This is a genomic window from Pseudomonas sp. B22(2017), assembly GCF_002113105.1.
Lineage (GTDB): Bacteria > Pseudomonadota > Gammaproteobacteria > Pseudomonadales > Pseudomonadaceae > Aquipseudomonas > Aquipseudomonas asiatica.
This window is the reverse complement of record NZ_NEJN01000008.1, coordinates 1-26091: the sequence shown is the minus strand read 5'-3', so window position 1 is coordinate 26091 and position 26091 is coordinate 1. Positions and strand designations below refer to the sequence as shown.

Genomic DNA, 26091 nt, shown 5'->3' with positions numbered 1-26091 from the left:
ATCACACAGGACAGGCCCATGGCCGCATCCGCTTCGCCCCATGCCCAACTGATCCAGGCCTCCTGGGCCCGCTGCCGCGACCACGGCCTGCACCCCCAACACGCCCCGGACTTCGACTGCCTGACCCGCGCCGAGCTGAGCGCCCTGCTGGAGCGGCGCCAGGCCCTGCTGCGCCTGACCCGCGAAGCGGTGCTGCCGCAATATGCCCACCTGCTGGGCAATGCCAGCTACCTGGTGATGCTGGCCGATGCCAGCGGCTGCCTGCTCGACAGCTGGGGCTCGCGGCGGTTCATCGAGCCGCGCCAGCAGCATGGTTTCAGCGCCGGTGCCCACTGGCACGAGCGCGGTGTCGGCACCAATGCGCTGGGCACCGCGCTGGTCTGCGCCGAGGCGATCCACGTGGGCCAGGAAGAGCACTTCCTGCGCCAGAACCGCTATATGTCCAGCGCCGCCGCGCCGCTGTTCGACGCCGAACGGCAGCTGGTCGGGGTGCTCGATGTGGCCAGCGACGGCTACCTGCCGGCCAGCCAGACCCTGGGCCTGGTACGCATGATGGGCCAGAGCCTGGAGAACCGCCTGATCCTCGCCAAGCATGCCGACCAGCATGCGCAATTGATCTTCAACAGCGCCTCCGACAACCTCGACAGCCCCTGGGCCGGCCTGCTGGTGTTCGATGAGCAGGGGCAGGTGCTGGCCGCCAATCACCGGGCCGACACCCTGCTCGGGGGCAGCCCGCTGCAGCAGAACATCGCGCAACTGTTCCAGTTGCCCCTGCAACAGCTGCTCAGCCATCCCCGGCAACAGCCCTTCGCCCTGCAAGCCACCGGGCGCAACCGCTTTCATTGCCAGTGGCAGCCGCCGCGCGAGGCTCCCGGCCGCCCCGCCGCCAGCAGCGCCGAGCCACGCCTGGAGAAAGCCCTGGCGCAGGCCGGCCTGCTGCTGGAAAAGGACATCCCGGTCCTGGTGCAGGGCGAAACCGGCGTAGGCAAGGAGGTATTCGTCGATACCCTGCACCGGGCCAGCAGCCGCGCCAGCCAGCCGCTCATAGCCGTCAACTGCGCGGCGATCCCCGCAGAGCTGGTGGAGTCGGAGCTGTTCGGCTACGACAAGGGCGCGTTCACCGGCGCCCACCAGAAGGGCAACCCGGGGCTGATCCGCAAGGCCCACCACGGCATCCTGTTCCTCGACGAAATCGGCGACATGCCGTTGCCCACCCAGGCCCGCCTGCTGCGCGTGCTGCAGACGCGCAGCATCCAGCCATTGGGCAGCGGCGAACCGGTGGCGGTGGATATCCGCGTGGTGTCGGCGAGCAACCGCGACCTGGCCGAAGAAGTGCGCGCCGGGCGCTTTCGCCAGGACCTGTATTACCGCATCGCCGGGCTGGCAGTGGTTTTGCCGCCGCTGCGCGAGCGCAATGACCGCCGGCAGCTGATCGAGCAGGTGCATGCGCGCTACCGTGATCCCGGGCAGCCTGCGCGGCTGCCTGCGGCCATTATCGAGCTGCTTGACCGGCACCCCTGGCCAGGGAACATGCGTGAACTGGTGAGTGTGCTGCAGGTGGCGCTAGCCTTGGCGGGCAATGGGCCTGTCGGCCTGGATCACCTGCCTGCGGGTTTTCTCGCCGAGGCGCAGGTGCCTGTGCCGATTGCGACCGAAGAGGCGGACCTGCGCGAGCTGGTGGCACAAGCCAACGGCAACCTCTCGGCGGTGGCGCGTGGGCTCGGGATCAGCCGCACCACGCTGTACAAGCGGCTGCGTGAGCGATGATTGCCCTGGCCTGTACTGGCCTCATCGCCGGCAAGCCAGCTCCCACAGGTACAGCGCCGCTCTCAAGGCCTGTGATATCCCTGTGGGAGCCGGCTTGCCGGCGATAGGGCCGGCCCAGCCACAGCCGATTCGGCTGCCAGCGCAGCGAAATCAGCCAAAGCCGCTGCCGCCACAGCCCATTACAGCCAGCTTTGCCTCCCCACCCGCCGCACAATGAAACCAGAGCCCACTCTGGAAGCGTCGACCGCAGGGAGACCCCTCATGACCCGCTATATCGATGTGCAAGACCTGGCCCGCCTGGTCAACCGCAAAGGCCTGCCCACGTGCCTGCTGGAAATGGCCGAGTACATCCGCCAGGACTACCTGCGCTGGCCCGCCTTCGAAAAATGCGCCCGGGTGGCCAACCATTCAGCGGACGGCGTGATCGAGCTGATGCCAATCTCGGACGCCAGCCGCTACGCCTTCAAGTACGTCAACGGCCATCCGAAGAACACTCGCCATGGCCTGCTCACGGTGATGGCCTTTGGCGCCCTGGCCAGCGTCGATACCGGTGCACCGTTGCTGCTCAGCGAAATGACCCTGACGACCGCCATTCGCACCGCCGCCACCTCGGCCCTGGCCGCCCGCTACCTGGCGCGCGAAGACAGCCGCAGCATGGCATTGATCGGCAATGGCTCGCAGAGCGAGTTCCAGGCCATCGCCTTCAATGCCCTGCTGGGCATCGATGAAATCCGCCTGTATGACATCGACCCGGCTGCCTCGGCCAAGCTGGTCGCCAACCTGGCCAACCGCCCCGGCCTCAAGCTGAGCATCGCCAGCTCCGTGGCCGAAGCGGTGCGCGGGGCCGATATCGTCACCACGGTAACCGCCGACAAAGCCTGCGCCACCATCCTCACCCCGGAGATGATCGAGCCGGGCATGCACCTGAATGCCGTGGGTGGTGACTGCCCGGGCAAGACCGAGCTGCATCGGGCGATTGTGGAGCGGGCCCGGGTGATCGTCGAGTACGAACCGCAAAGCCGGGTGGAAGGCGAGATCCAGCAGATGCCTGCAGACTCGCCAGTGACCGAGTTCTGGCGTGTGGTCGCCGGGGAAGCCAAGGGGCGTGAGCACGGCGAACAGGTGACGCTGTTCGACTCGGTGGGGTTTGCCCTGGAGGATTACTCGGCATTGCGCTATGTGCTGGACACGGCGCAAGCACTGGGTATCGGCACGGACATCGGGCTGGTGCCGGTGCTGGAGGATCCGAAGGATTTGTATGGGTTGTTGCAGCCGCGGGTGGTGGAGTTGCGGGCGGTGCCCAAGGCTGGTTCTGTCTGCGCCTGATGGATCCTGGGGCTGCTGCGCAGCCCATCGCGACACAAGGCCGCTCCTACACAAGGACCGCGTATCCCTTGTAGGAGCGGCCTTGTGTCGCGATGGGCCGCGCAGCGGCCCCCTTTACCGCCTACCCTGTCCCATGCCCTCTTCTGAAAGAAGCCCAAGCGCATGGACACCAAGGACGCCAACGCCCACCCCCTCGACCGCATCGACGAAGCGATCATCGACATCCTGCGCCATGACGGCCGCATCACTTTCGAAAAACTCTCCAGCCTCGTCCACCTCACCCCGCGCCCCTGCCTGGAGCGTGTACGCAAGCTGGAGCGCCGTGGCGTGATCCGCGGCTACGGGGCGATCATCGACCTGCAGAAGGTCGCGCCCGGGGTGTCGCTGCTGGTGCTGGTCGCCCTGTCCAACCAGAGCGGGCGGGCCGCGCAGAAGGCCTTCGAAGCCACCCTGCGCAACTGCCCGGAAGTGCACGAGTGCCAGCTGATCAGCGGCCACTTCGACTACAGCCTGCGCCTGCGCTGCCGCGACATGGAACACTACCGGCTGCTCAGCGAAAGCTGGATGAACGACGACGCCCTGCACATCGACAAGCTGGTGGCGCACCCGGTGCTGGCCGAGGTCAAGCCAATGGCCCGCTGATGATCAAGGGTCACGCCATTGCACCGGCTGCCGGTAGGCCTGCGCCCAGGCTTGCACCGCACTGGCCGGCATCGGCCGGGCGATGCAGTAACCCTGTGCCAGTTCGCAGCCCAGGCCCATCAGCACGCGGCCGTGCTCGACGCTCTCCAGCCCTTCGGCAATCACCTCGCGGCCAAACGCCCGGGCCAGGCCGATCACCGCTTCGGTCAGCGCCAGGTCGTCCTGGTCATGCAGGATGTCGCGCACGAATGACTGATCGATCTTGATCGTCTGTGTCGGCAGGCGCTTCAGGTAGCTCAGCGACGAATAGCCAGTGCCAAAGTCGTCCAGGGAGAAGCGCACACCCAGTGCGCGGCAGGCATCGAGACAGCAGCTGACATGCTGCAGGTTATCGATGGCCACCGACTCGACGATTTCCAGGTCCAGCCGCGCCGGGTCCACCTCCGGGTGCGCCGCCAGCAACTGCTGCAGGCGCTCGACAAAGTCACCACGCTGCAAATGCCGCGCGGCGATGTTCACGCTCAGTGACCAGGGCTGCCCCTGACGTTGCCATGCCTGCAACTGGTTCAGCGCCTGGTCGAGCACCCATTCGCCGATTTCCACGATCAGGTCGGTCTGCTCCACCGCCGGCAGGAAATCACCAGGCGGCACCAGCCCGCGGCCTGGCCGCTGCCAGCGCAGCAAGCCCTCGAAGCCCAGCACCTGGCCGCTGCGCAGGTTGACCTTGGGCTGGTAATACAGGCACAGCTCGCCGTTGTGCAGGGCCCGGCGCACCCGCGCCACGGTCTGGTGGGTAGCCTTGAGTTCCTGTTCCTGTGTCACGTCGAACAGGTGATAGCGGTTGCGCCCACGCTGCTTGGCCACATACATGGCCTGGTCGGCATGGCGCACCAAGGTGTCGGCGTCTTCGTCGTCCTGCGGGTACAGGGTCACGCCGATACTGGCGCTGAGCGACAGGCGCTGCTCGCGTACCACATAAGGCGCCGCCAGTGCCCGCAGCACCCGGCGCAGCGCAGCATGCAACTGGCGGTCTTCGACGTTGCGCAGGATCAGCACGAATTCGTCCCCCGACAACCGGGCCACTGCGTCGCCATCGCGCAGGATGTGCTTCAGCCGCTGCGCCACCTCGACCAACAGCAGGTCGCCCATGGCATGCCCGTAGCCGTCGTTGACTGCCTTGAAGCCATCCAGGTCGAGCATGCACACAGCCAGCGGAATGTCTTCACGGCGCGAGTAGGCCAGGGCCTGGTTCAGCAGGTCGGACAGGTAAGCGCGGTTGGGCAGGCCGGTTAGCACGTCATGGCCCACACGCCATTGCAAGGTATGCAGCAGCTGGCGCTTCTCGGTGACGTCGAAACGGATCGACACGTACTTGCGCACCTCTCCGGTGAGCGGGTCGACCAGTGGCACCATGGTGCTGTCGACCCAGTACAGCGAGCCGTCCCTGGCGCGGTTGCAGATCTCGCCCTTCCATACCCGGCCGGCGGCCAGTGCCCGCCACATGCCAACGAAGAACTCCGGCTCGTGCAGGCCGGAGTTGAGGATGCGGTGGTTGGCGCCCAGCAGCTCCTCGCGGCTGTAGCCCGAGATGCTGCAGAACTGCTGGTTGACGTAAGTGATGGTTCCACGCAGGTCGGTTTCGGAAAAGATCGCAGCCGCGTCAACGGCTGCACGATAGTTGTCATCCATAAAGCATCCTTGCCTTAACGGTTGAAGCGCTCCACAAGGGCACGCAATCCGGCGCACACCTCTTCCAGTTCGGCGCCGCGAGAGGCTGCGGCGTTGGCGCTGTGTGCGCTGTGCTGGGCTATGCCGGCCACACCATTGATCTGCCTCGAGACGTCTTCGGCGACGGCTGACTGCTGCTGCGAAGCCGTAGCCATCTGCTGGCTCATGTCACTGATGCGCTGCACCGCATCACGAATGCCATGCAACGCCTGCCGCGCTTCCTGTACCTGGGCAACGCCCTGCTCGGCACCGTCGATGCCCTGGCTGGCAATCACCACGGCCTCTTCTGCGCCACTGCGCAGAGCATCGATGATAGCCTGGATGTGCAGGGTCGACTGCCGGGTCTTGTCGGCCAGTGCCCGCACTTCATCGGCGACCACGGCAAAGCCACGGCCTTGCTCGCCGGCACGGGCCGCCTCGATGGCGGCATTTAGCGCCAGCAGGTTGGTCTGCTCGGCAATACCGCGGATCATCCCGGTAGCTTCGGCAATAGCACCGGTCTGACCAGCCAGGTGGCTGACCGCCTGGTTGATCTGGGCCACGGTACCAGCCAAGGTGCGGATTGCAGCTCCGCTGGCGTCGGCCACCTGGCTGCCCTGCTCGGCCAGCAGGTGCGCAGTGTGGGCTTCGGCAGCAGTCAGTTGCACATGGTTGGCAACCTCACCGATGGAAGCGGCCATCTGGTTCATGGCAGTGGCGCTCAGGTCGGTTTCCGCACGCTGCTCCAGCAATGCCGCCTCGGTGCTGCGCGACAACGCACCGGCATCATGTGCAGCCACGGCCATCTGGGCCGCCAGGTCACTCAACCGGGTCAGCGCGGTTTTCAGCCGCGCCTCCTCGCTGATCAGCATCAATTGCAGTTGTCCGCCAGCACCGGGCAGGTCGCTGTAGGTCAAGGCGGCGATCGGGTCGGCAAAGGTGCCGCCTGCGCCCTGCACTACGCGCTCCATCTGCCGCCCAACGGCATTGCGTGCCAACAGGCCATAGGCCAGGAACAGCCCCAGGGTCAGCCCCTGCGCGACCAGGCCGGGCCACAGATTGTTGGCCCCCAAAGCCAGCCCCCCGCCCACGAGCGGTACGGCCAGGTCACGCGCCAGCATGGTCGCGCGCCGTGACCAGGGCAACACAGCCTGACCGTTGCGCATGCGTGCATACAAGGCCTCGGCACGGGCCACCTGCTCACGCGTCGGGCACACCCGTACCGATTCATAGCCCACCACCCGCCCGGCTTCGAGAATAGGCGTGACGTAGGCGTTGACCCAATAGTAATCGCCGTTGCGGCAGCGGTTCTTGACGATGCCCATCCAGCTCTTGCCGGCCTTCAGGTAACTCCACATCAACTGGTACACCGCCGGCGGCATGTCCGGGTGGCGAACCAGGTTGTGCGGGCTGCCGATCAGCTCCGCCTCGCTGTAACCGCTGATGGCGGCGAATTCGGGGTTGCAGTAGGTGATCAGGCTGGTGGTGTCGGTAGCGGAAATCAATCGCTGATCGGGGGGAAAACGTTGCTCGACCGGGGTAACCGGAAGGTTGAGACGCACTATGAGACTCCATTCATTCAAACGCCGGGAGCCTGCTTGCGAGGCGATTATCAGGATGAATCCCCTGCAATCGACCCTTTGGTGACTTCCCGGTCGGGCGCGGATTCTACGAGGTCAGCCAAGGAATGCAAATAAACCTTACGAATCATGGCGTTATCGAAAATATCGAAGTCGGCATGGCGATTGGCAAGCTGATTGCAAAGGTGCCCTAGGCACTGGCCGAAGCCTGATCTGATTCATGTGCGCACGCGGTTCGCCGCTGCGATTCACCTGTGAACGGCCGCACTGCGGCTCGACCCAACCAGATGCACCGAATTAGAGCCAGAGACGCTGGATTGCCCCACAACTGGTCAGACCGGTAAGGCCAAAAATCCTTGCAATGTCGGATTTTTCGCGCTTTCATGGCTTCGCGCTGAACAAACCGGTAAGACCACAATAATTAAGTCCTGCGCTCTTTCGCCCCGTGCGGCTACCGAAGCAAGGACACCGATCAGAGATCCCTCCCATGCTCAAATGGTGCTCGCGTTCGATCTTCCTTCAAGTCGTGCTCGGCCTTGCCCTCGGCATCGCCTGCGGTCTCAGCTTCCCCGACCTTTCCCTGCAACTCAAACCCCTTGGCGACGGCTTCATCAAGCTGATCAAGATGCTCATCGGCCTGATCGTGTTCTGCGTGGTGGTCAGCGGTATCTCGGGCGCCGGTGACCTGAAAAAGGTCGGGCGCATCGGCCTGAAGTCGGTGATCTACTTCGAGGTACTGACCACCCTGGCGCTGGTGATCGGCCTGGTGTTCGCCTTCACCAGCGGCATCGGCAGCGGCGCCAACATCCACCTGGACCAACTGTCCAGCGCCGACGCCAGCAGCCTGGCCGAGCGCGGCCAGCACATCCACGGTGCCACGGCGTTCTTCATGGACCTGATCCCCACCTCGGTGATCGGCGCCTTTGCCGACAACAACATCCTCCAGGTACTGCTGTTCTCGGTACTGTTCGGCAGCGCGCTGAACCTGGTGGGTGACTCGGCAGCCGGCATCTCGCGGCTGATCAACGAACTGAGCCACGTGATCTTCCGCATCATGGGCATGATCGTGCGCCTGGCACCGATCGGCGTGTTCGGCGCCATCGCCTTCACCACCAGCAAGTACGGCCTGGAATCGCTGCAGCACCTGGGCGGGCTGGTGGCGCTGTTCTACCTGACCTGTGCCGGCTTTGTACTGATCGTGCTGGGCACGGTCATGCGCCTGTCGGGGCTGAAGCTGCTGCCGCTGATCAAGTACCTGCGTGAAGAACTGACCATCGTGCTGGGCACCGCCTCGTCCGACGCCGTACTGCCACAGATCATGCGCAAGCTCGAGCACCTGGGCATCGGCAGCTCCACTGTCGGCCTGGTGATCCCCACCGGTTATTCGTTCAACCTCGATGGTTTCTCCATCTACCTGACCCTGGCCATCGTGTTCATTGCCAACGCCACCGGCACGCCACTGGCAATGACCGACCTGCTGACCATCCTGCTGGTATCGCTGGTGACTTCCAAGGGCGCTCACGGCATCCCAGGCTCGGCGCTGGTCATCCTCGCCGCTACCCTGACCGCCGTGCCGGCGATACCGGTGGTCGGCCTGGTACTGGTACTGGCGGTGGACTGGTTCATGGGCATCGGCCGAGCGCTGACCAACCTGATCGGCAACTGCGTGGCCACCGTGGCCATCGCACGCTGGGAGAAGGACATCGACCTGGAACGTGCGCACAACGTGCTCGACGGCAAGCCCGGTTTCGCCCCCACGCCACGCAAGCAGCCCAACCCCCATCAACAGGAATTCTGAGCGAACGTGGCCGGCACTGACGCCGGCCCTTCCAGGAGCGAACCGTGATCAGCTCATCTACCGTCGTCAACTCAGTGGTGGAAAAACTGCGCCAGGCCCTGGCCCGAGGCCAATGGCGTACCGGCGACATGCTGCCAGGCCAGCGCGAACTGGCCGAACAACTGGGCATCAGCCGCCCCAGCCTGCGCGAAGCGGTGACCGTGCTGGAAACCCTGGGCCTGGTGCGTTCGCTGCCAGGCAAGGGCGTGCTGGTACTGGATGTCGATGCCGCCACCCAGGAACCGGGCCTGGACACCAGCGCCGCAGCCAGCCTGGCCGACGTGCTGGAGCTGCGCTACACCCTTGAGCCTTTCATCGTCGGCCTGGTGGCGCAGTCGGCCAACAGTCAGGACATCGGCCAACTGCGCCTTACCCTGATGGACATGCGTGAAGCGCTGGAGGCCGATGACAGCGAAGCCGGAGTCAGGGCCTACATCGCCTTCCATGAAGCGCTGTTCGCCCTGACCACCAACCCGATCTTCCAGAGCGTGGTGCAACAGACCGGCAATGCCCTCAAGCAGAGCGCCGACATGCTGCGCAATTCGCCAGAGCACCTGGCCGCGCGGCTTAAGGAAAACGAAGCGGTGGTGCGCGCCATACGTGAGCGCAGCAGCGCCCAGGCCAGTGCCCAGATGCGCCAGCACATCCTGGCCGAAGGGTTGCGCATGGGCATCCCGTTGAACATCCCGGACGAACACCCGCATCCATGACCCCAGGAGAGCGACCATGAACGCCGCCCCTCACTTGCCGGCCCTGCTCGCGGCCGGCGAAACCCGCCTGTCGGCCGAGCAGATCTACCCGCGGCTGTTCGATGCCATCCTCGAACAGCGCCTGCCACCTGGCAGCCTGTTGCCCGAACAGGCGCTGGGCCATGCCTTTGGTGTCAGCCGTACAGTGATCCGCCGTGTGCTCGGGCGCCTGTCCGACCAGCAGGTGGTGGTGCAGCGCCCCAGCCACACTGCGCATCTGGCCGTGCCCGACCCGGAGCAGGCACGCCAGGTGCTCAGCGCCCGGCGCCTGGCCGAAACCACGCTGATCACCCTGGCCGCGCAGCGCGCCCGGCCGGTACAGATTCGCCAGCTGCGGCAACTGGTGGAGCGCGAGCGCCAGCACCATGAAAACGGCGAGCGTTGTGCGGCGATCCGCCTGGGCGGCGAGTTTCACCTGAAACTGGCGCAGGTGGCTGCCAATGCGCCACTGGCGCGGTTTCTCAATGGCCTGGTGCCGATGACCTCGCTGATCATCGCCCGTTACGAGTCGCCTTGCTGCGACCACTGCGCGTGGGAGGAACATGCGGCGATCATCGATGCCGTGGAGCATGGCGATGCCGAGGCGGCGCTGGGCCTGATGCACAAGCACCTCGACCGCCTGGAAGAAAAGCTCGACCTGGAATGACCGATTCAAGCTGACGCCCCCCTTCTAGGAGCGGCCTTGTGTCGCGATGGGGCGCGAAGCGGCCCCAGGATTTCAGCTGTGCAGCAGAAATTGCCGGGGCAGCTTTGCGGCCCTTTCGCGGCACAAGGCCGCTCCTACATGGATCGCGTTGGCTGGACGATGGGCGATAGGCTGCACGGCAGCCCTTCACTACCCACCCTATACTCCGAGAACCACCCCAGCCTCTACCAGGGAGGCGGTTGCGTGAGCACTCGAGCCCTCCTGCTGCTGTGCCTGCTGCTGGCCTTGGCCGGCTGCGCAGGCAAGCCCCCACCTGTCCCGCCGCCACCGGTGGTGCTCACCCCCGCCACCTGGCAACGCATCGACCAGGAGCTGATCGAAGCCTCGGTCGGCGCCGGCAGCTCGGCCAACGACTATGCACGCCGTTCCATGCGGGTGTGGAAGGAACAGGTACAGCAGCGTACCGAAAGCGAATTCATCCCTTGGTTTACCGGCTACTGGACCCAGCAGTGGCTGACCCTCAAGGTAGCCTGGTACAAGATCGACAGCGGTGAAGGCCGGGAGCCGGCGGAAAAGCGCCTGGCGCTGTACCTGCAGGAGCAGTACCACAAGCGGGTGATCGAACCGGTGGCCGAGCAGATCAACCCCGAAGGCATTCGCGACCGCGCCAGCGAGCTGTACCTGCAACTGCTCGGCCAGCAGCTGCCGGCTATCATCAGCCGCTACAACGCTCCCCCCGAGCAGTTCAGCCAACGCCTCAACCGCATTCCCGCCATCGCCCTGGGGCCACCGGATGCGCGCAATGCCAGCCTGTACCAGCTTCTGCGGGCCAAGTCGCTGGCCCAGCAACCTGCCTGGCAAGCCATGCGCCAGCATCTGCACCAGCAGGCCAGCAAAGGCCCGGGCAAGACCGATGTCGGGCTGAACTCGGTGGCCAACCAGGCCAGCGAAAAGCTCGGCGCCACCCTGGCTCCGCGCGGCATCGCCAGTGCCGTGGCGTCGGCGGTGGGCAAAGTGGCGGGGGCGATGATTTCGATTGCGGCGGCCGGTTACGGGGTCATGACCCATGACCGCGAACACCCGCAGATGGTCGAGCAGTTGCGGGTGATCCTCAACGTGGCGCTGAACCAGGAATGGCAGGAGCTGATGGAGAACCGCCAGAGCGGGGCCATGTCGGGGGTGTACTACCTTTCGGGGCAGGTCGAGGACAGCTTGCTGGCCAGTGCACCGAGGACGGAGGAACAACCGGTTGAGCAGCAGGTGAAGCAGCAGCAGGAGCCTTTGATCATTCGCCTGCCGCCTTAGTGGTTGACTGTGTCGGCCTTTTCGCAGCTCCCGCCTGAAGGTTGTGCGGTCGCTGTAGGAGCAGCCTTGTGCTGCGAAGAGGCCGGAACAGGTTGAATCAGGCTGCTGCCGAGGCTGAGCTGGGCAAGCCAAAGATCCGGTCGAACGCCCAGTTGTAGGCAAAGGTGTAACACGGCACCAGCACGATGAACGCCATGTCCACCAGCAGCGCCTCCAGCAATGTCATGTCCAGCCACCAGGCAATCAGCGGGATCAGGTACACCACCAGGGTCAGCTGGAAGCCGATGGCATGCGCCACCCGCCGTGCCACGCTGCGTCCGCGCTTGGCCTGGCGGCTTTCCCACCACTCGAACAGGGTGTTGTAGATCAGGTTCCAGAGCATGGCGATGGTAGTGATCATCACCGCCAGAGGCCCGGTATGCGATGCCTGGGTGTCCGACAGGTAGGCCAGCCCGAGGGTCGACATGCACAGCCCGATCAGTTCATAGAAAGTCACGTAGACGAGTTTGCGTTTGAGTCCCTGCACCCGGGATTACCTCCAATGACAAAGCGATGGGGCGCGATCATGCTTCATCGCTCTTGACAGCAAAAGTCAGCAGCTGTCAGATCATCTGACAGGAGGCTGCCATGAACTTTTCCAGCGACAATATCCAGCTGTTTCTCGCCGTGCTCGACCGCGGTTCGTTTTCCGCCGCTGCGCGGGCTCTGCAGCGGGTGCCTTCGGCCGTGAGCATGGCCATCGGCAACCTCGAGGCCGAACTGGGCTACACCCTGTTCGAGCGCGGCCCACGGGAAGTCCGCCCCACCGCCGAGGCCAAGGCGCTGGAACCTCATGCCCGGTTGATCGCCGAACAACTGGGGCTGCTGCAGGTGCATGCCCTGGAACTGTCCCAGGGGCTGGAGAGCAGCCTGACCCTGGCCGTGGTGCCGGACATCGACCACCGCCCGCTGCTGGCGGCCATCGCTCACCTGGGTGAGCGGCACCCGCTGCTGGACATCGCCCTGCTCAGCGCCCCGCAGGAAGAGGCCGTACACCTGCTGGACAGTGGCCGCGCCGACCTCTGCGTGGCTTTTGCCGGGCTGCAGGTCGATGCCCGTCGCGGCTTCCAGCACATCGGCATGGAATCGCTGGTGGCCACACTGTCCCCCGCTCACCCGGCCTTGCGCGAGGGGCGTATCCACTACCTCGAAGACCTGACCCGAGTGCGCCAGATCCTGGTGCGTAGCCATGACCTTCCGGTGACAGACCCACGCCCGTTGATAGGCGCCACGCACTGGTCAACCGACAGCTTCGACCTCGCCCTGCAGATGGTCGAGGCCGGCCTGGGCTGGGGCGACTTGCCGCTGTCGAGGGTCGCGCCACTGCTGGCCAGCGGGCGCCTGGTGCGCCTGGATTTTCGCAACACCCGCAACGAGCTGCAGTTGCCGGTACACATCTTCTGGCGCAAGCAACAACCGTTGCAGCAGGCTGCACGCCTGTTGATCGAGCAGTTGTGTAGCCAGTGAATACCGTCCGTCGAAATGACCGTAAGAAATTTCTGTAAGCACTTCAATCTTTTACCCCTTGAGCCGATATCCCGAACGATAGGTTCCGCAATGCGTCATGAGCGCGCTGCGCCCTCCCCTCATTGGCCCAAGGTCTCGAAACATGAACCTGAAATTTCGCCACAAGATCCTGCTCAGCGCCTGCGGTGTCGTGGTCCTGGCATTTGCCCTGTTCACGCTCTACAACGACTACCTGCAACGCAATACCATCCGCCAGAACATCGAAGCTTCGGTGCAGCAGTCGGGCGCACTGACCGCCAGTAGTGTGCAGAACTGGATGAGCGGGCGCATCCTGGTGCTGGAAAACCTGGCCCAGGACATCGCCCAGCAAGGCGCTGGCGATACCCTGGAAGGACTGATCGAGCAGCCATCCTATACGCGTAATTTCCTGTTCACTTACCTGGGCCAGGCCACCGGTGCGTTCACCCAACGCCCCAATGCGCAGATGCCCGCCGGTTACGACCCACGTCAGCGCCCGTGGTACGGCGCCGCGGCCAGCGCCGGGCAGACCGTGCTGACTGCCCCATACCAAGGTGCTGTTGGTGGCCTGATGGTCACCATCGCCACGCCGGTGAAAAGCAAGGGCAATGGCGAGCTGATCGGCGTGGTCGGCGGTGACGTCACCCTCGACACCCTGGTCGAGATCATCAACTCGGTCGATTTCGGCGGCATCGGCCACGCCTTCCTGGCCGACAGCAATGGCCAGGTGATCGTCAGCCCCGACAAAGACCAGGTGATGAAGAACCTCAAGGACATCTACCCCGGCAGCAACCTGCGAGTCGCCGCCGGCATGCAGGATGTCACCCTCAATGGCCAGGACCGCATCATTTCCTTCGCCCCGGTGGCCGGCCTGCCTTCGGCACAGTGGTACATCGGCCTGTCGATCGACAAGGACAAGGCCTACGCTGCGCTCAGCCAGTTTCGCACCTCGGCGATCATCGCGATGCTGATTGCGGTGGCTGCCATCGCCGGCCTGCTCGGCCTGCTGATCCCGATACTGATGAGCCCGCTGACCACCATGGGCCGCGCCATGCGCGACATCGCCGAGGGCGAAGGTGACCTTACCCGCCGCCTGACCGTGCAGAACAAGGACGAGTTCGGCGAACTGGCCACTTCGTTCAACCGCTTCGTCGAGCGCATTCATGCCTCGATCAGCGAAGTGTCCTCGGCAACCCGCCTGGTGCACGACCTGTCGGAGAAAGTGGTCAATGCCTCCAATGCGTCGATCATCGGCTCCGAAGAGCAAAGCATGCGCACCAACAGCGTGGCCGCAGCGATCAACGAGCTGGGTGCTGCCACCCAGGAGATCGCCCGCAACGCCGCCGATGCCTCGCAGCATGCCAGCGGTGCCAGCGAGCAGGCCCACGGTGGCCGTGAAGTGGTCGAAGAAGCGATCAGCGCCATGACCGCCCTGTCGCAGCGCATCAGCGAGTCCTGCGCGCAAATCGAAACGCTCAACGCCAGCACCGACGAAATCGGCAAGATTCTCGACGTGATCAAGGGCATCTCGCAGCAGACCAACCTGCTGGCGCTGAACGCCGCCATCGAAGCGGCCCGTGCCGGTGAGGCCGGCCGTGGCTTTGCCGTGGTGGCCGACGAGGTACGCAACCTGGCGCACCGCACCCAGGAATCGGCGGAAGAAATCCACCGCATGATCACCAGCCTGCAGGTAGGCTCGCGCGAAGCGGTGCACACCATGAACACCAGCCAGGTTTCCAGCGAGCAGACCGTGCAGGTAGCCAACCAGGCCGGCGAGCGCCTGGCCAGCGTGACCCAGCGTATTGGCGAGATCGATGGCATGAACCAGTCGGTGGCTACCGCTACCGAAGAACAGACCGCCGTGGTCGAGAGCCTCAACCTGGACATCACCCAGATCAACGCCCTGAACCAGCAAGGGGTGGAGAACCTCAACGAGACCCTGCGCCATTGTGACCAACTGGCCCAGCAGGCCGGGCGCCTGAAGCAGCTGGTAGGCAGCTTCAGAATCTGATGGCCCAGGGGGGGGCTGCTGCGCAGCCCCCTACGCCACCGCCGCTTTAACCACTCTGCTCCGCCGGACCCAGGCCAGCAGCACCGCCGCCATCAGCACGAAACCCAGGTAGCCGAACAGCGGGTACACCTGACCCACCAGGCTGATGAACCCCACCAGGCTGCATCCGAACGCCGCCACGCCAGTCACCACCGATCCCCAGCGAAACCTCACCGTACCCGCCGGCATCAGCCGCGAGAGGAAGGAGAACAACGTACCCACCGCGGTGTTGACGATCATGCCGAAAATAATCAGGCACATCACCAGCCCCAGCAGTGGCGATACTTCGTTGGCAATCGACAGCATCGGCATCGGCAGGTCAGCCACGCTGTCCAGGCGCGACAACAGCCCGGCACTCATCACCAGCATCAGCCCACCCAGTGCGGCGCCACCAAGCAGCCCACCCCATACAGCGGTTCGCTCGCCCTTGGCCGACCCACCCAGGATGGCCAGGATCGGCGCGCCGGCAACGATGTTGTAAGACACGTACAGGAACGCCCCCAGCAGCCAGTGACGGGCGCCCGCCTGTTGCTGGCTGGCCAGCTGGTCGAGTTGGGCGAAGCTCTGTTCCCGGCTGAACACGGCGTACAACGCAATCGCCGAGGCCACCAGGATCAGCAACGGCGTGATGGCACCAATGGCGAGGATCACCCTGCGCACATCCAGGCACACGATGCCCACCACAACCAGCGTCACCAGCACGCTGCCGGCCAGCGCCGGGATACCGAACTGCTGCTCCAGCAAGGCACCACCACCGGCCAGCATGACCACGGTGACGGCAAACATGAAAAAGGTGATCAGCCAGTCGACGAACAGGCCCAGGTGACGGCCGCAGATGGCCTGGATCACATCCTTGTGCGAAGTGGCCTGCTGGCGATTGCCCAGCCCCGCCAGGGCCATGCCGAGGAAGGTGAACAAGGCTGCGCTGACCAGCGCACCGACCAGCCCCCACACACCGAAATCGACAAAGAACAACAACAGTTCCCGCCCCGAAGCGAACCCCGCCCCCACGATCACGCCGACAAACGCGCCGGCAATCTTCAGCTGCTCTTGCATGTGAACCTCTGGATTTATTGTTGTTGTCTCACTGCCACCGCATACTTTTTGTAGGAGCAGCCTTGCGCTGCGAAGAGGCCGGTATGACTGTTGCAAATGCATGGGTTTTACTGGCCTCTTCCCAGCGCAAGGCTGCTCCTACAGAAGCGCTCAGGCGTCGCCGACGAACGCCTGCACTTCGATCTCCACATCCACCCCCAGCGCCAATGCCGAGGCCACGGTCGAGCGCACCGGTAGCGCTGCGCCGAAGAATTCCTTGTACACCTCGTTGAAGCCGGCGAAGTGGCTCATGTCCGAGAGCCAGACCGTGGCCTTGACTACCTGGTCGAAACGCGCGCCGCAGGCAGCCAGGCTTTCGGAGATACGCTCGCAGGCGGCGCGGGTCTGGGTCTGGATGTCGCCGCGCACCACTTCACCGCCAGCACTCATCGGCACCTGGCCGGAGAGGAACAGGAAGCCGCCGGCTTTCACCGCTCGGGAGAACGGGAACGGCAGGCTGCTGGGGAAACGCTGGATATCATTGCTCATGGGATGCTCCTTTCAGGGTTGCTGGAAACGGGCCGGGGACAAGCGCTCGGGCACCACCCCTTGGCTGACAAGGCCGGGACACAGGGGCAGGCCCAGCAGCAGGTCGGCAGCCAGGCGCGAGGCGCCCGCAGCCGACTGGATGCCATAGCCACCTTGTGCCGCCAGCCAGAAGAACGCTGGCGCGCGCACATCGAAACCGATCACCAGGTCGCCGTCGGCGACGAACGAGCGCAGCCCGGCCCAGGTGTGGCTCGGCCGGCGGATCTCCAGGGTGGTCATGGCTTCGATGTTGTAGATGCCCAAAGCCACGTCGAGCTCCTCGGGCACGGCGTCCTGGGGTTCGACCGGGTCGGCATTGGCCGGCGACCCCAACAGCTGGCCGGCGTCGGGCTTGAAGTAGAAGCTTTCGTCTACGCCGATCACCGCCGGCCAGCGGGCGAAGTCCTGGTCTGCCGGGCCGGGGAAGGTAAAGGCACTGCGCCGGCAGGGTTGCAGGCCGATGCGCGCCACCCCGCACTGCTCGGCTACTCGGTCGGCCCAGGCGCCAGCGGCATTTACCAGCTGGCGCGCCTGTACGTGGCTGCCATCGCCCAGCTGCACCTGCCACAGGTCATCCAGGTACCAGGCCTGGATCAGCTCGGCGTTACAGAGCAGTTCACCGCCAGCGGCGCGATAGCCGCGCAAGAAGCCCTGGTGCAGGGCATGTACGTCCAGGTCCATTGCGCCCGCTTCAAGCACCGCGCCGGCCAGGTTCTCGGCACACAGGCTCGGTACCAGGGCCAGGGCTGCGTCGCGGTCGAGCAGGCTGACTTTGGTGCCGTTGGCCAGGTTCTGTGCGTGGGTCTGCTCGAGCAGCGTGCGCTGTTCCAGGCTGGCGACGTACAGGCAGCCGCGCGGTTCCAGCAGCGGGTGCTCGCAGAACCCTTGCGGTGGTGCTTCGTAGAAGGCCCGGCTGGCACGGGTCAGCGCCTGTATCTGCGGAGTGCCGTAGGCCTCCATGAACATGGCTGCCGAACGCCCGGTGGAATGGTAGCCAGGCTGCGCCTCGCGCTCGAGCAGCAGCACCTTCTGCCGGCCGGCCAAGCGATAACCGAGGGATGCACCAGCGATGCCCGCGCCGATGATGAGGGTGTCGTAGATCGGGATCATGCACGCTCCTGCCAAGGAATTTTCATATATGAGAATTCTAATATATGAGAATTTACGAATACGCAAGGGTCCAAGGTAAGATGCCCGACCAACGCCGCATGCCGAGACCCCCGAATGCCCGCTGCCCTACCCTTGCTGGACCGTGCCGTAGTCGGCCAGCGCCTGCGCCAGGTGCGCAAGGCGCGTCAGATGACACTCAAGCAATTGTCCGAAGCCAGTGGCGTCCCGCTGTCCACCTTGTCAAAGATGGAGCTGGCGCAGGTCTCGGTCAGCTACGAAAAACTCGCCGCCGCCGCCCGGGCGCTGAACGTCGACATTGCCCAGCTGTTGCGCGCCAGCGGCACGGTAACCGCACCAGTGCCGGTGACGGTGGTGGTCGATTCACTGCCAGCGGCGGCTGGCTACTCGACCGGCACCTATGACTATCACCCGATTGCCGGCGACTTCCCTGAACGGCGCATGACACCCGCCTATGCCCGCATCATTGCCCGTGAACGTGGCCAGTTCGACGATTTTATCCGCCACCCGGGCCAAGAATTCGCGCTGGTACTGAGCGGGCGCGTTCGTATCGAGTTCGAAACCGGGGAAGCGGTGAGCATCGGGCCGCAGGAGACGGCGTATTTCGACAGCCAGGTGGGACATATCTACCTGTCGGAAAGTGACGATGGCGCAGATGCGCATGTGATGGTGGTGATGACTGATCGCTGACCCGGTGCTGCCTGCCAGGGCCTATCGCCGACAAGCCAGTTCCCACAGGTACGGCACAGGCCTTGAGGTTGATGCGGTCGGTGTGGGAGCCGGCTTGATAGGGCCCTGGCAGGCAGCACCTGGTTATAACCTAATAACGAACAAGTCTATTTGGCTATAAAAAAATCTATATGCTGGCTGCATCCGATAACGGGCAAAGTTGGGCAGTCGAGTAGCGTATGGATGTAGGTTCTTTCGGTTTCACCATTGCAGGCCTGGTCGTGGGTTTCATCGTCGGCATGACCGGCGTCGGTGGCGGATCGCTGATGACCCCGATCCTGTTGTGGTTCGGCATCAGCCCGGCAACGGCCGTCGGTACCGACCTGCTCTATGCCGCCATCACCAAGGCCAGTGGCGTCTGGGTGCATGCGCGCAACAAGAACGTCGACTGGAAGATCACCGGCCTGCTCAGCCTGGGTAGCGTGCCCGCCGCGGCGCTGACCCTGTGGTTCCTCAGCACCCTGCACACCGACACATCGGCGCTCAACGCCGTCATCAAGCAAGGTCTGGCGGTGGTGCTGATCCTGACCGCGCTGGCCATCCTGTTCAAATCGCGTCTGCAGGCCTTCGCCAGCCGCCATGCCGGTGACCACTATCACCTCAGCGACCGCAGCCTGAACACCCTTACCGTGCTCACCGGCGTGGTGCTGGGGGTGATGGTCACCCTTACTTCCATCGGCGCTGGCGCACTGGGTACCGTGGCGCTGTTCCTGCTGTACCCGTTCCTGGTCACCCGCCGTCTGGTCGGTACTGAAATCGCCCACGCCGTGCCGCTGACCCTGGTGGCAGGGCTGGGCCATGCGGGGATGGGCAATATGGACTGGTCGCTGCTGGGTTACTTGCTGCTGGGCTCGCTGCCAGGCATCTACCTGGGCAGCCACCTCACCGGGCGGATTTCCGACCGCGTGCTGCGCCCGTGCCTGGCGGCGATGCTGTTGCTGATCGGCTACAAGCTGGCGTTCTGACCTTCAGCCCAGGCGCAGGCGCCATTGCCCGGTAAAGCTCAGCTCCAGGCGCGACAGGGGCAAGACGTCGACCCGCTGGCTGGCGCTCATCGGGCAGCCAAGTACTTGTACAAGCACGGCGCGCATCACCATCGGGTGGGTAACTGCCAGCCATTCACCAGGTCTGTCGAAGGCCGCCAGCCAGGCGGCGATGCGCTGGCAAAGCACGGCGAACGACTCGCCGCCGTGAACATCACTGGCCGGGTCCTGAAGCCATTCGGTCAACGCCTGCGATTGCTCGGTCTGCAGTTGCTTCAGTGTCAGCCCTTGCCAACGCCCCAGGTCGCAATCGGCCAATGCCGGCTCGACCTGCACCGGCCCCGAAAACCACGCCGCTGTCTCGAAGGCTCGCCGCTCTGGTGCAGTCAGCACCGGCACACCGGAAAGGTCGGCGAAAGGCTGTTGGCCCAGTGGAAGAATGCCGTCTTCGGCATGGTGCAGTCGCCCGGACTTCTGGGCTTGGGTCAGGGCATGGCAGATCAGCGTCAGGCGGACGGCTTTCACCGGGTTTTTCTCATGGCGGCTCGAGGCGCAAGGTTTAGCATGCTGCGGCACTTTTTGCCGCAACAAATATGGCACCGCCTGCGCCAGTGTTCCCCGGTTTGTCGGTGAATGGGCCGTACAGCACCCCGATGTCAGAAGGTGATATTCAGCGCAGCGAACACCGCCCTGCCTGGCTGGTTATAGGTATTGGCGCCCGAAGTACTTGCGTTGCCACCACGCAGGATCTGCTTGTCGAACACGTTGTTCACCCCCACCCGCACGTCGTAGTTGGCGTTGAACTTGTACCCGGCGCTCACGTCCACCAGCCCGTAGGCTTCCACATCCTGTTGCGCGGCCTTGTCGTAGCTTTGCTGGGTTCGGTCGTTGAAGGTCGGCGACTTCTGCTTGCCGAAGTAGGTACCCGCCACCTGGAACGACAGCTTCTCGGTGGCGCGCCAGTCGAGGGTGGTGTTGACGGTGTATTCCGGAATCACCGACAGCGGCTCGCCGGTCTCGCGGTTGTCGTTGTCGAGCATCCAGGTCAGGTTGGTGTTCCAGTCCAGGGCCGGGGTCAGTTCGATGAACAGGTTGCCTTCGATACCCTCCACCCGCGCCTTGCCGGCGTTGTCCCACTGGGTCACGCGGCTGCCGGTGCCGATGGTGTACAACACATCGGTATCGCCGACGATCTTGTTCTTGTAGTCGTTGCGAAAGTATGTGGCACTGGTGCGCCAGGTACCCCGGTCGTACATCAGGCCGATTTCCTTGTTGACGCTGATCTCTGGCTTGAGGTCGGCGTTGCCCTGCAGGTAGCAACCACCATTGTTGGTCTGCTGCACGCTGCAACCGTTGCCGCGGCTGTACAGCAAGTAGTTGGGGTTGGACTGGTACAGGTTCGGGGTCTTGTAGGCGCGCGCGATACCGCCTTTGACCGACAGTGCTTCGGTCAGCTTGTGCGACAGGTTCAGGCTGGGGCTGAAGTTGTCGCCGAAGGTTTCGTGGTGGTCGAAACGCAGGCCCGGGGTAATGGTGGTATCGCCGACAATGATGTTGTCCTCGACGAACAGCGCATAGCTGCGGGCAGTCGTCTTCGAACTGCTGCGGTCGAAACCGACGAGCCCGTCATTACCCGTGGGGTCCGAGCTTTGTGGGCGCAGCGAGCCCTGATCATTGAGCGTTTCGTACAGGTACTCGCCGCCCAGGGTCAGCACATGCTCGGAGCTGCCCATGGCGAATGGCAGGTTCACTTCGCTGCTCAGGCGCGTGTTGCGCAGGCGCGACATGGCGGCGCCTTCAGCATTGGGAGCACCTTCGGTACGGCCTGCCAGGCCCTCGTTTAGACGCCAGTTGCGCACGTACTCGTAGGCCAGCACGGTTTTGCTGGTACCCCAGATGAAATCGCCCAGGTGGGTCAGGTCGTAGGTACTGCGCTGCATCACATTGGTTTCATGGCCATACAGGCTGGACACGAACTCGACGTCACCACCGCCGTTGCTGTTCATGGTGTCACCGGCAAAGATATTGCCCTGGCGGCTATAGCCGGCACTGGCCTCGAGGCGGTGCTCGTCGTTCAGCTTCCAGCTCAGCAGGCCATTGATGTCCTTGTTGCGCACGCCTTCGCGGCCCGCCACCAGCGCACTGGTTGCATGCCCGGCGTTGATGTCCAGGTCGTCGGCATCGGTCTTGGCCAGACCGCCGTACAGGCGGAAGCCGAGGTTGTCGGTCAGGCCGCCGCCCAGGTTGAAGTTGGCCCGGCGGCTGGTGCCCTCGGCGCTGTCTTCCGGCAGCTGGGTGTACAGGCTGACGCTGCCCTTGAGTTCGTCGGTGGGCCGTTTGGTGATGATATTGACCACCCCGCCCATGGCGCCGGAACCATAACGTGCGGCCGCCGGGCCACGCAGGATCTCGATGCGCTCGACTGCTTCTGCCGGAACCCAGTTGGTTTCACCGCGGGTATCACGGTCGCCGTTCCAGCCATAGCGCACGGCATTGCGTGCGCTGGATGGCTTGCCGTCGATGAGGATCAGGGTGTTTTCCGGGCCCATGCCGCGCAGGTCGATCTGCCGGTTGTTGCCACGCGCGCCGCTGGCGCTGTTGCCGGTCAGGTTGACCCCGGGCTCGCGGCGGATGATGTCGGACAGGTCATTGGCCGGCGGGTGGCGCTTGATGTCTTCGGCGGTGATGATCGACGTACCCAAGGCCTGGCGTGCCTCGCGCTCGGCGGTGACCAGGGTGTCCTGGATCACCAGCGCGTTGTCGGCGACCGGCATCTCCAGCACCTCACCCGTACGCTGTTCTTCGGCCTGGGCCACGGTGGCCACCATGGCCGGTGACGCCAGCGCGACAAACGCCAGGGCCAGGCTGTTGGGTGAAGTCTTGCACTGCATGGGAACATCTCCTGCGATTCATGAGCGAAACGGCACATCCCTGTCGGAGACCGGGAGCCCTCGCCCACCGGCCTCGCAAACACAGTTTGGTGGCCAACAGGGATGGTAAATATAGAGATTCGCAATTGAGTTTAAATCTTATTTACGAAGTTTACATGTTTGTAACGGAACTTTGCTGGCACGACAGCGCTGCCCGCGCAGCCCGACAATTCGCGTTGTTGCTTGCATATACCTGTCCGATTTGCATCTTGCGTGACGGCTCCTACAGTTTCGAACGTAGCCCCCTCTGCCGAGCCTCCTGATGCGCAGCCACGAAGAATGCCACGCCATGAACGCCACCAGGTCCCTGTCGAAGATCCCTCGCAGTGTCTGGGCGCTGGGCTTCGTATCGATGTTCATGGACATTTCCTCGGAAATGATTCACGCCCTGCTGCCGCTGTACATGGTCACCGTGCTTGGCACCTCGGTAGTGGCGGTGGGCTTTATCGAAGGTATTGCCGAAGCGACCGCCTCGATCACCAAGGTGTTTTCCGGCGCCCTCAGCGACCGGCTGGGCAAGCGCAAGCTGCTTACGGTGCTGGGCTATGGCCTGGGAGCGTTGACCAAGCCGGTGTTCCCCATGGCCTCCGGGCTGGAGTGGTTGACCGCAGCACGCTTCGTCGACCGGGTCGGCAAAGGCATTCGTGGGGCGCCGCGCGATGCACTGGTGGCCGATGTCACGCCCGCCGAACTGCGTGGTGCAGCCTTCGGCCTGCGCCAGGCGCTGGATACCGTGGGCGCCTTCCTTGGGCCGTTGCTGGCGATCGTGCTGATGTGGTTGACGGCGAGCCATTTCCAGACGGTATTCTGGGTGGCGGTGCTTCCGGCGTTCGTGGCGGTGTACATCCTCATCGCCTTCGTGCGCGAACCTGAAACGCCGGCCACCACCCGGCCGGTGCGCTCACCGCTGGCCCTGCTCGAATTGGCACGCCTGGGCCCGTCCTACTGGCGGCTGATCGGCCTGGCCACACTGTTCACCCTCGCCCGCTTCAGCGAGGCGTTTCTACTGCTGCGCGCGCAGGACATGGGCCTGGCGCCGCTGTGGGCGCCGGCAGTGCTGGTGCTCATGGCCATGGTGTACTCGCTGTCGGCCTACCCAGCGGGAATGCTGTCGGACCGCGTAGGCCGCCGCGGCGTGCTGATGATCGGGCTGGGGCTGCTGGTCGCCGCAGACCTGCTGCTGGCCCTGCTGCCGGGCTGGACCGGGCTGGCCATGGGGGTGGCTGCCTGGGGCCTGCACCTGGGCTTCAGCCAAGGCATCTTTGCCGCCATGATCGCCGACAGCGCCCCCTCCGAGTTGCGCGGTACAGCCTTCGGCCTGTTCAACCTGCTGACCGGCGTGGCGCTGCTCGTGGCGAGCGTGGTGGCCGGACTGTTGTGGGACGGAGTCGGCTTCAAGGCGACATTCCTGCTTGGCGCAGCGTGTGCTGGCGGCACACTGATCGGGGTCGTATTGCTCAGGTCGGGCCCGATCACCGGCAATCCGAACTAGGCCAGTGCTGGCTGCTGCTCCAGCAGCGACCAGCCGCCATGTCCATCCACCTCCAGCCGGTGGGTATGGAAACCTGCCAGTGTACTGCGGTGCCCGACACTGACCAGCAATGCCCCCGGCATTTCCGTACGCAACAGTGAATACAGGGCATGCTCGAGCCCTTCGTCCATGGCCGAAGTGGACTCGTCAAGGAACACCACTTGCGGCCGGTTGAACAGCACCCGGGCAAATGCGAGGCGCTGCTGCTCACCAACCGAGAGAATGTGTGACCAGTCACAGCTGACTTCCAGTCGCTCGGCCAAGTGGGCCAGGTTGACCTGGCGCAAGGCCTGCTGCATCCGCGATTCATCCTCAGGCTTGCTGGCCGCCGGGTAGGCGATGACAGTGCGCAGATCGCCCAGCGGCAGGTACGGCCGCTGCGACAGGAACAGCGCCTGGTGGCCCAGCGGCCGCCTGACCTCACCCTCGGCGTACGGCCAGAGTCCCGCCAGCGCACGCAGCAGCGTGGTTTTACCGCTGCCCGACGGCCCCTTGATCAACAGCGCCTGGCCGGCATGCAGGTCAAGGTCCAGGTCGGTGATAAGGGCATGCCCGTCCGGGCGCAGCACCTGCAGGCGGCTGATCGCCAAGGCATGCTCCTGGTCCTCGGTGATGACGCGCGGCAAAGCGCTCGCCTGCTCGTTGGCATCGAGGAAGCCGGTCAGACGGTCGAGGGTGGCCCGGTACTGGGCAAACGCATCATACGACTCGCGGAAGAACGACAACGAATCCTGCACCTGGCCAAAGGCCTGGGAGGTCTGCATGACGTCGCCCAGCTTGATCGCCCCGCTGAAGAAGCGCGGTGCCTGCAGAATGAAGGGGAACACCACTGCGACCTGGCTCACGCCCAGGTTGAAACCGCTGAATTTCAGGTTCCGGAACACCAGCGCCCAGGCATTCACGATCAAGGCACCAAAGCGACCCAGCAACGTGCCCCGCTCGACCTGCGCGCCCTGGTAGAAAGCGATGTTCTCGGCATTTTCGCGCAGACGCATCAGCGCGTAACGGAAGTTGGCGGTGAGCTTTTCGTTGAGGAAGTTCAGGCGGATCAGCGGTCGCCCGAGACGGAAGGCGATCCAGGTGGCGACGATGACGTAAAGGTACACGGCAAACACCATAGCCCGGGGAATCTCCACACCGGCAACGGCCAGCGGCGCCGACAGCCCCCAGAGGATGCCGGTGAACGCCACCAGCGAAACCAGCGCACTGACTGCGCCCAGGGCGAGGGTCACCGAGTTGCTGACAAAGGCGTTGACGTCCAGTTCGATACGTTGGTCAGGGTTGTCCACGGGCTCGGCGAGGAACTGGCCACGGTAGTAGGCATCGCCATGCATCCAGTCGTGGGTCAGGCGCTCGGTCAGCCAGACTCGCCACTGGATGCTGAACGCCTGGCTTACATAGAAGGTGAACAGCGAACGCAGCACATGGATGGTGGCCAATACTGCAAAGACACCGAGCAGGTACCAGAAAGCGGCTTGGTCAAGGCCCTGCAAGGCGCTGTAGAAGCCGTTGTACCAGAATGAGAACAGCACGTTCAGACGCACCGAGAATAGCGTCAGAACCAGCAGCAGGGCGAATACCAGTAACGGCCGCCAACTGCGCCTGAAACTGAAATAGGGCCCGGCAAGCTGCCAGAACTGGCTGCCCCAGCGCGTACAACGTACGGCCAGTGTGGCGGCTGCTGTGAAGCAGACAAGGGTGATGAACGAGGCGATTGCCAGCCAGCTCAGGCTCTCTTGCAAGGCCTGGTGCCAGTTCATTTCCATGATGGGTATCCGTGCTGAGTATTTCCGCGAGCGTAGCATTGACCTGTGATTCGTCAGGCATAAATGACGCACATTTCATGATTGCTTTCGGAGCTACGCGGGCCTCTGTGGGAGCGTTGCACAGGTCTGGGGCTTATTGGCCAGAAAGACAAAACCCCTACCTGCATGCGCAGATAGGGGTTTTGCGAAATGAATCTTGACGATGACCTACTCTCACATGGGGAAACCCCACACTACCATCGGCGATGCATCGTTTCACTGCTGAGTT

Annotated in this window: 21 protein-coding genes and 2 pseudogenes; 13 read left to right on the top strand and 10 right to left on the bottom strand. The window is 64.2% G+C overall.

All coding sequences use genetic code 11. The features are described 5' to 3' along the window. Nucleotides 1-18 precede the first annotated feature (18 nt). The 3 genes from CAG18_RS16935 to CAG18_RS16925 all read left to right on the top strand — a co-directional run bounded on the left by CAG18_RS16935 (nucleotide 19) and on the right by CAG18_RS16925 (nucleotide 3735). Entirely contained in the window at nucleotides 19-1767 is a 1749-nt protein-coding gene (locus tag CAG18_RS16935) for a sigma-54-dependent Fis family transcriptional regulator (protein WP_085721236.1), read from the top strand. A 261-nt stretch (nucleotides 1768-2028) separates the two neighbouring features. Beyond that, a complete protein-coding gene (locus CAG18_RS16930; RefSeq protein WP_015269687.1) occupies nucleotides 2029-3093 on the top strand; it encodes an ornithine cyclodeaminase in 1065 nt (354 codons plus the stop codon). Nucleotides 3094-3255: 162 nt separating this feature from the next. Next, nucleotides 3256-3735 carry an Lrp/AsnC family transcriptional regulator gene (locus CAG18_RS16925; RefSeq protein WP_015269686.1) on the top strand — a complete coding sequence of 160 codons (480 nt, stop codon included), beginning with the start codon at nucleotides 3256-3258 and terminating at the stop codon, nucleotides 3733-3735. Nucleotides 3736-3738: 3 nt separating this feature from the next. Here the strand turns inward: CAG18_RS16925 and CAG18_RS16920 are convergent, their stop codons facing one another. From CAG18_RS16920 to CAG18_RS27535, 3 genes and pseudogenes are all read right to left on the bottom strand, one after another. Further along, the gene (locus CAG18_RS16920) at nucleotides 3739-5424 is read right to left on the bottom strand and encodes a bifunctional diguanylate cyclase/phosphodiesterase (RefSeq protein ID WP_085721235.1); all 1686 of its coding nucleotides are present in this window, start codon (nucleotides 5422-5424) and stop codon (nucleotides 3739-3741) included. 14 nt (nucleotides 5425-5438) lie between these two features. After that, nucleotides 5439-6563, bottom strand: coding sequence for a methyl-accepting chemotaxis protein (locus CAG18_RS16915; RefSeq protein WP_371807314.1), 1125 nt, complete (start codon nucleotides 6561-6563; stop codon nucleotides 5439-5441). Nucleotides 6564-6722: 159 nt separating this feature from the next. Further along, nucleotides 6723-7004 (bottom strand): annotated as a pseudogene (locus tag CAG18_RS27535) (PAS domain-containing protein); the annotation flags it as partial. A gap of 505 nt (nucleotides 7005-7509) precedes the next feature. Between CAG18_RS27535 and CAG18_RS16910 the strand changes: the two are divergent. From CAG18_RS16910 to CAG18_RS16895, 4 genes are all read left to right on the top strand, one after another. After that, nucleotides 7510-8820, top strand: a complete 1311-nt coding sequence (locus CAG18_RS16910) for a C4-dicarboxylate transporter DctA (RefSeq protein WP_003260726.1) — start codon at nucleotides 7510-7512, stop codon at nucleotides 8818-8820. 44 nt (nucleotides 8821-8864) lie between these two features. Further along, entirely contained in the window at nucleotides 8865-9569 is a 705-nt protein-coding gene (locus CAG18_RS16905; RefSeq protein WP_015269682.1) for a FadR/GntR family transcriptional regulator, read from the top strand. 16 nt (nucleotides 9570-9585) lie between these two features. Continuing rightward, nucleotides 9586-10254 (top strand): GntR family transcriptional regulator, encoded by a 669-nt coding sequence (locus CAG18_RS16900; protein WP_003260724.1) that lies wholly within the window; start codon nucleotides 9586-9588, stop codon nucleotides 10252-10254. A 243-nt stretch (nucleotides 10255-10497) separates the two neighbouring features. Continuing rightward, on the top strand, nucleotides 10498-11559 hold the full coding sequence (locus tag CAG18_RS16895; RefSeq protein ID WP_085721233.1) for a hypothetical protein: 1062 nt from the start codon (nucleotides 10498-10500) through the stop codon (nucleotides 11557-11559). 97 nt (nucleotides 11560-11656) lie between these two features. Here the strand turns inward: CAG18_RS16895 and CAG18_RS16890 are convergent, their stop codons facing one another. After that, the gene (locus CAG18_RS16890; RefSeq protein ID WP_085721232.1) at nucleotides 11657-12085 is read right to left on the bottom strand and encodes a PACE efflux transporter; all 429 of its coding nucleotides are present in this window, start codon (nucleotides 12083-12085) and stop codon (nucleotides 11657-11659) included. Nucleotides 12086-12186: 101 nt separating this feature from the next. Here CAG18_RS16890 and CAG18_RS16885 point away from each other — a divergent pair, with 101 nt between their 5' ends. The 3 genes and pseudogenes from CAG18_RS16885 (at nucleotide 12187) to CAG18_RS27525 (ending at nucleotide 15094) form a co-directional block, all read left to right on the top strand. Beyond that, nucleotides 12187-13065 carry a LysR family transcriptional regulator gene (locus CAG18_RS16885; protein WP_023661323.1) on the top strand — a complete coding sequence of 293 codons (879 nt, stop codon included), beginning with the start codon at nucleotides 12187-12189 and terminating at the stop codon, nucleotides 13063-13065. A 97-nt stretch (nucleotides 13066-13162) separates the two neighbouring features. Beyond that, nucleotides 13163-14239 (top strand): annotated as a pseudogene (mcpA, locus tag CAG18_RS27530) (methyl-accepting chemotaxis protein McpA); the annotation flags it as partial. A gap of 114 nt (nucleotides 14240-14353) precedes the next feature. Beyond that, complete coding sequence (locus CAG18_RS27525; protein ID WP_370290711.1) at nucleotides 14354-15094, top strand: methyl-accepting chemotaxis protein; 741 nt, start codon at nucleotides 14354-14356, stop codon at nucleotides 15092-15094. A gap of 30 nt (nucleotides 15095-15124) precedes the next feature. Here the strand turns inward: CAG18_RS27525 and CAG18_RS16875 are convergent, their stop codons facing one another. From CAG18_RS16875 to CAG18_RS16865, 3 genes are all read right to left on the bottom strand, one after another. Beyond that, a complete protein-coding gene (locus CAG18_RS16875; RefSeq protein ID WP_085721231.1) occupies nucleotides 15125-16189 on the bottom strand; it encodes a hypothetical protein in 1065 nt (354 codons plus the stop codon). A 150-nt stretch (nucleotides 16190-16339) separates the two neighbouring features. Next, a complete protein-coding gene (locus CAG18_RS16870) occupies nucleotides 16340-16717 on the bottom strand; it encodes a RidA family protein (protein WP_015269675.1) in 378 nt (125 codons plus the stop codon). Between the two features lie 12 nt (nucleotides 16718-16729). Beyond that, a complete protein-coding gene (locus tag CAG18_RS16865) occupies nucleotides 16730-17866 on the bottom strand; it encodes an FAD-binding oxidoreductase (RefSeq protein WP_085721230.1) in 1137 nt (378 codons plus the stop codon). A gap of 114 nt (nucleotides 17867-17980) precedes the next feature. Here CAG18_RS16865 and CAG18_RS16860 point away from each other — a divergent pair, with 114 nt between their 5' ends. Next, nucleotides 17981-18574 (top strand): helix-turn-helix domain-containing protein, encoded by a 594-nt coding sequence (locus CAG18_RS16860; protein ID WP_015269673.1) that lies wholly within the window; start codon nucleotides 17981-17983, stop codon nucleotides 18572-18574. 218 nt (nucleotides 18575-18792) lie between these two features. Next, on the top strand, nucleotides 18793-19578 hold the full coding sequence (locus tag CAG18_RS16855) for a sulfite exporter TauE/SafE family protein (protein ID WP_013971855.1): 786 nt from the start codon (nucleotides 18793-18795) through the stop codon (nucleotides 19576-19578). Nucleotides 19579-19581: 3 nt separating this feature from the next. Here the strand turns inward: CAG18_RS16855 and CAG18_RS16850 are convergent, their stop codons facing one another. Both CAG18_RS16850 and CAG18_RS16845 read right to left on the bottom strand, forming a co-directional pair. Continuing rightward, on the bottom strand, nucleotides 19582-20121 hold the full coding sequence (locus CAG18_RS16850; RefSeq protein ID WP_085721229.1) for a histidine phosphatase family protein: 540 nt from the start codon (nucleotides 20119-20121) through the stop codon (nucleotides 19582-19584). A 131-nt stretch (nucleotides 20122-20252) separates the two neighbouring features. Further along, nucleotides 20253-22487, bottom strand: a complete 2235-nt coding sequence (locus CAG18_RS16845) for a TonB-dependent siderophore receptor (protein WP_085721228.1) — start codon at nucleotides 22485-22487, stop codon at nucleotides 20253-20255. A 301-nt stretch (nucleotides 22488-22788) separates the two neighbouring features. On the opposite strand from CAG18_RS16845, the gene CAG18_RS16840 reads away from it, so the two are divergent. Continuing rightward, nucleotides 22789-24018 (top strand): MFS transporter, encoded by a 1230-nt coding sequence (locus CAG18_RS16840; RefSeq protein ID WP_085721227.1) that lies wholly within the window; start codon nucleotides 22789-22791, stop codon nucleotides 24016-24018. Here the strand turns inward: CAG18_RS16840 and CAG18_RS16835 are convergent. After that, entirely contained in the window at nucleotides 24015-25823 is a 1809-nt protein-coding gene (locus CAG18_RS16835; protein WP_015269669.1) for an ABC transporter ATP-binding protein/permease, read from the bottom strand. The two genes, CAG18_RS16840 and CAG18_RS16835, sit on opposite strands and share 4 nt — an antisense overlap. Nucleotides 25824-26091: the final 268 nt, after the last annotated feature.

Excerpts from the sequence above, each read along its gene's own strand:
- CAG18_RS16920 (WP_085721235.1), bottom strand. The coding sequence starts at position 5,424 with ATGGATGACAACTATCGTGCAGCCGTTGACGCGGCTGCGATCTTTTCC.
- CAG18_RS16875 (WP_085721231.1), bottom strand. The coding sequence starts at position 16,189 with ATGCAAGAGCAGCTGAAGATTGCCGGCGCGTTTGTCGGCGTGATCGTG.
- CAG18_RS16885 (WP_023661323.1), top strand. The coding sequence starts at position 12,187 with ATGAACTTTTCCAGCGACAATATCCAGCTGTTTCTCGCCGTGCTCGAC.
- CAG18_RS16845 (WP_085721228.1), bottom strand. The coding sequence starts at position 22,487 with ATGCAGTGCAAGACTTCACCCAACAGCCTGGCCCTGGCGTTTGTCGCG.
- CAG18_RS16915 (WP_371807314.1), bottom strand. The coding sequence starts at position 6,563 with ATGCTGGCGCGTGACCTGGCCGTACCGCTCGTGGGCGGGGGGCTGGCT.
- CAG18_RS16930 (WP_015269687.1), top strand. The coding sequence starts at position 2,029 with ATGACCCGCTATATCGATGTGCAAGACCTGGCCCGCCTGGTCAACCGC.
- CAG18_RS16925 (WP_015269686.1), top strand. The coding sequence starts at position 3,256 with ATGGACACCAAGGACGCCAACGCCCACCCCCTCGACCGCATCGACGAA.
- CAG18_RS16910 (WP_003260726.1), top strand. The coding sequence starts at position 7,510 with ATGCTCAAATGGTGCTCGCGTTCGATCTTCCTTCAAGTCGTGCTCGGC.
- CAG18_RS16900 (WP_003260724.1), top strand. The coding sequence starts at position 9,586 with ATGAACGCCGCCCCTCACTTGCCGGCCCTGCTCGCGGCCGGCGAAACC.
- CAG18_RS16935 (WP_085721236.1), top strand. The coding sequence starts at position 19 with ATGGCCGCATCCGCTTCGCCCCATGCCCAACTGATCCAGGCCTCCTGG.
- CAG18_RS16870 (WP_015269675.1), bottom strand. The coding sequence starts at position 16,717 with ATGAGCAATGATATCCAGCGTTTCCCCAGCAGCCTGCCGTTCCCGTTC.
- CAG18_RS16865 (WP_085721230.1), bottom strand. The coding sequence starts at position 17,866 with ATGATCCCGATCTACGACACCCTCATCATCGGCGCGGGCATCGCTGGT.
- CAG18_RS16835 (WP_015269669.1), bottom strand. The coding sequence starts at position 25,823 with ATGGAAATGAACTGGCACCAGGCCTTGCAAGAGAGCCTGAGCTGGCTG.
- CAG18_RS27525 (WP_370290711.1), top strand. The coding sequence starts at position 14,354 with ATGCGCACCAACAGCGTGGCCGCAGCGATCAACGAGCTGGGTGCTGCC.
- CAG18_RS16855 (WP_013971855.1), top strand. The coding sequence starts at position 18,793 with ATGGATGTAGGTTCTTTCGGTTTCACCATTGCAGGCCTGGTCGTGGGT.
- CAG18_RS16840 (WP_085721227.1), top strand. The coding sequence starts at position 22,789 with ATGCGCAGCCACGAAGAATGCCACGCCATGAACGCCACCAGGTCCCTG.
- CAG18_RS16860 (WP_015269673.1), top strand. The coding sequence starts at position 17,981 with ATGCCCGCTGCCCTACCCTTGCTGGACCGTGCCGTAGTCGGCCAGCGC.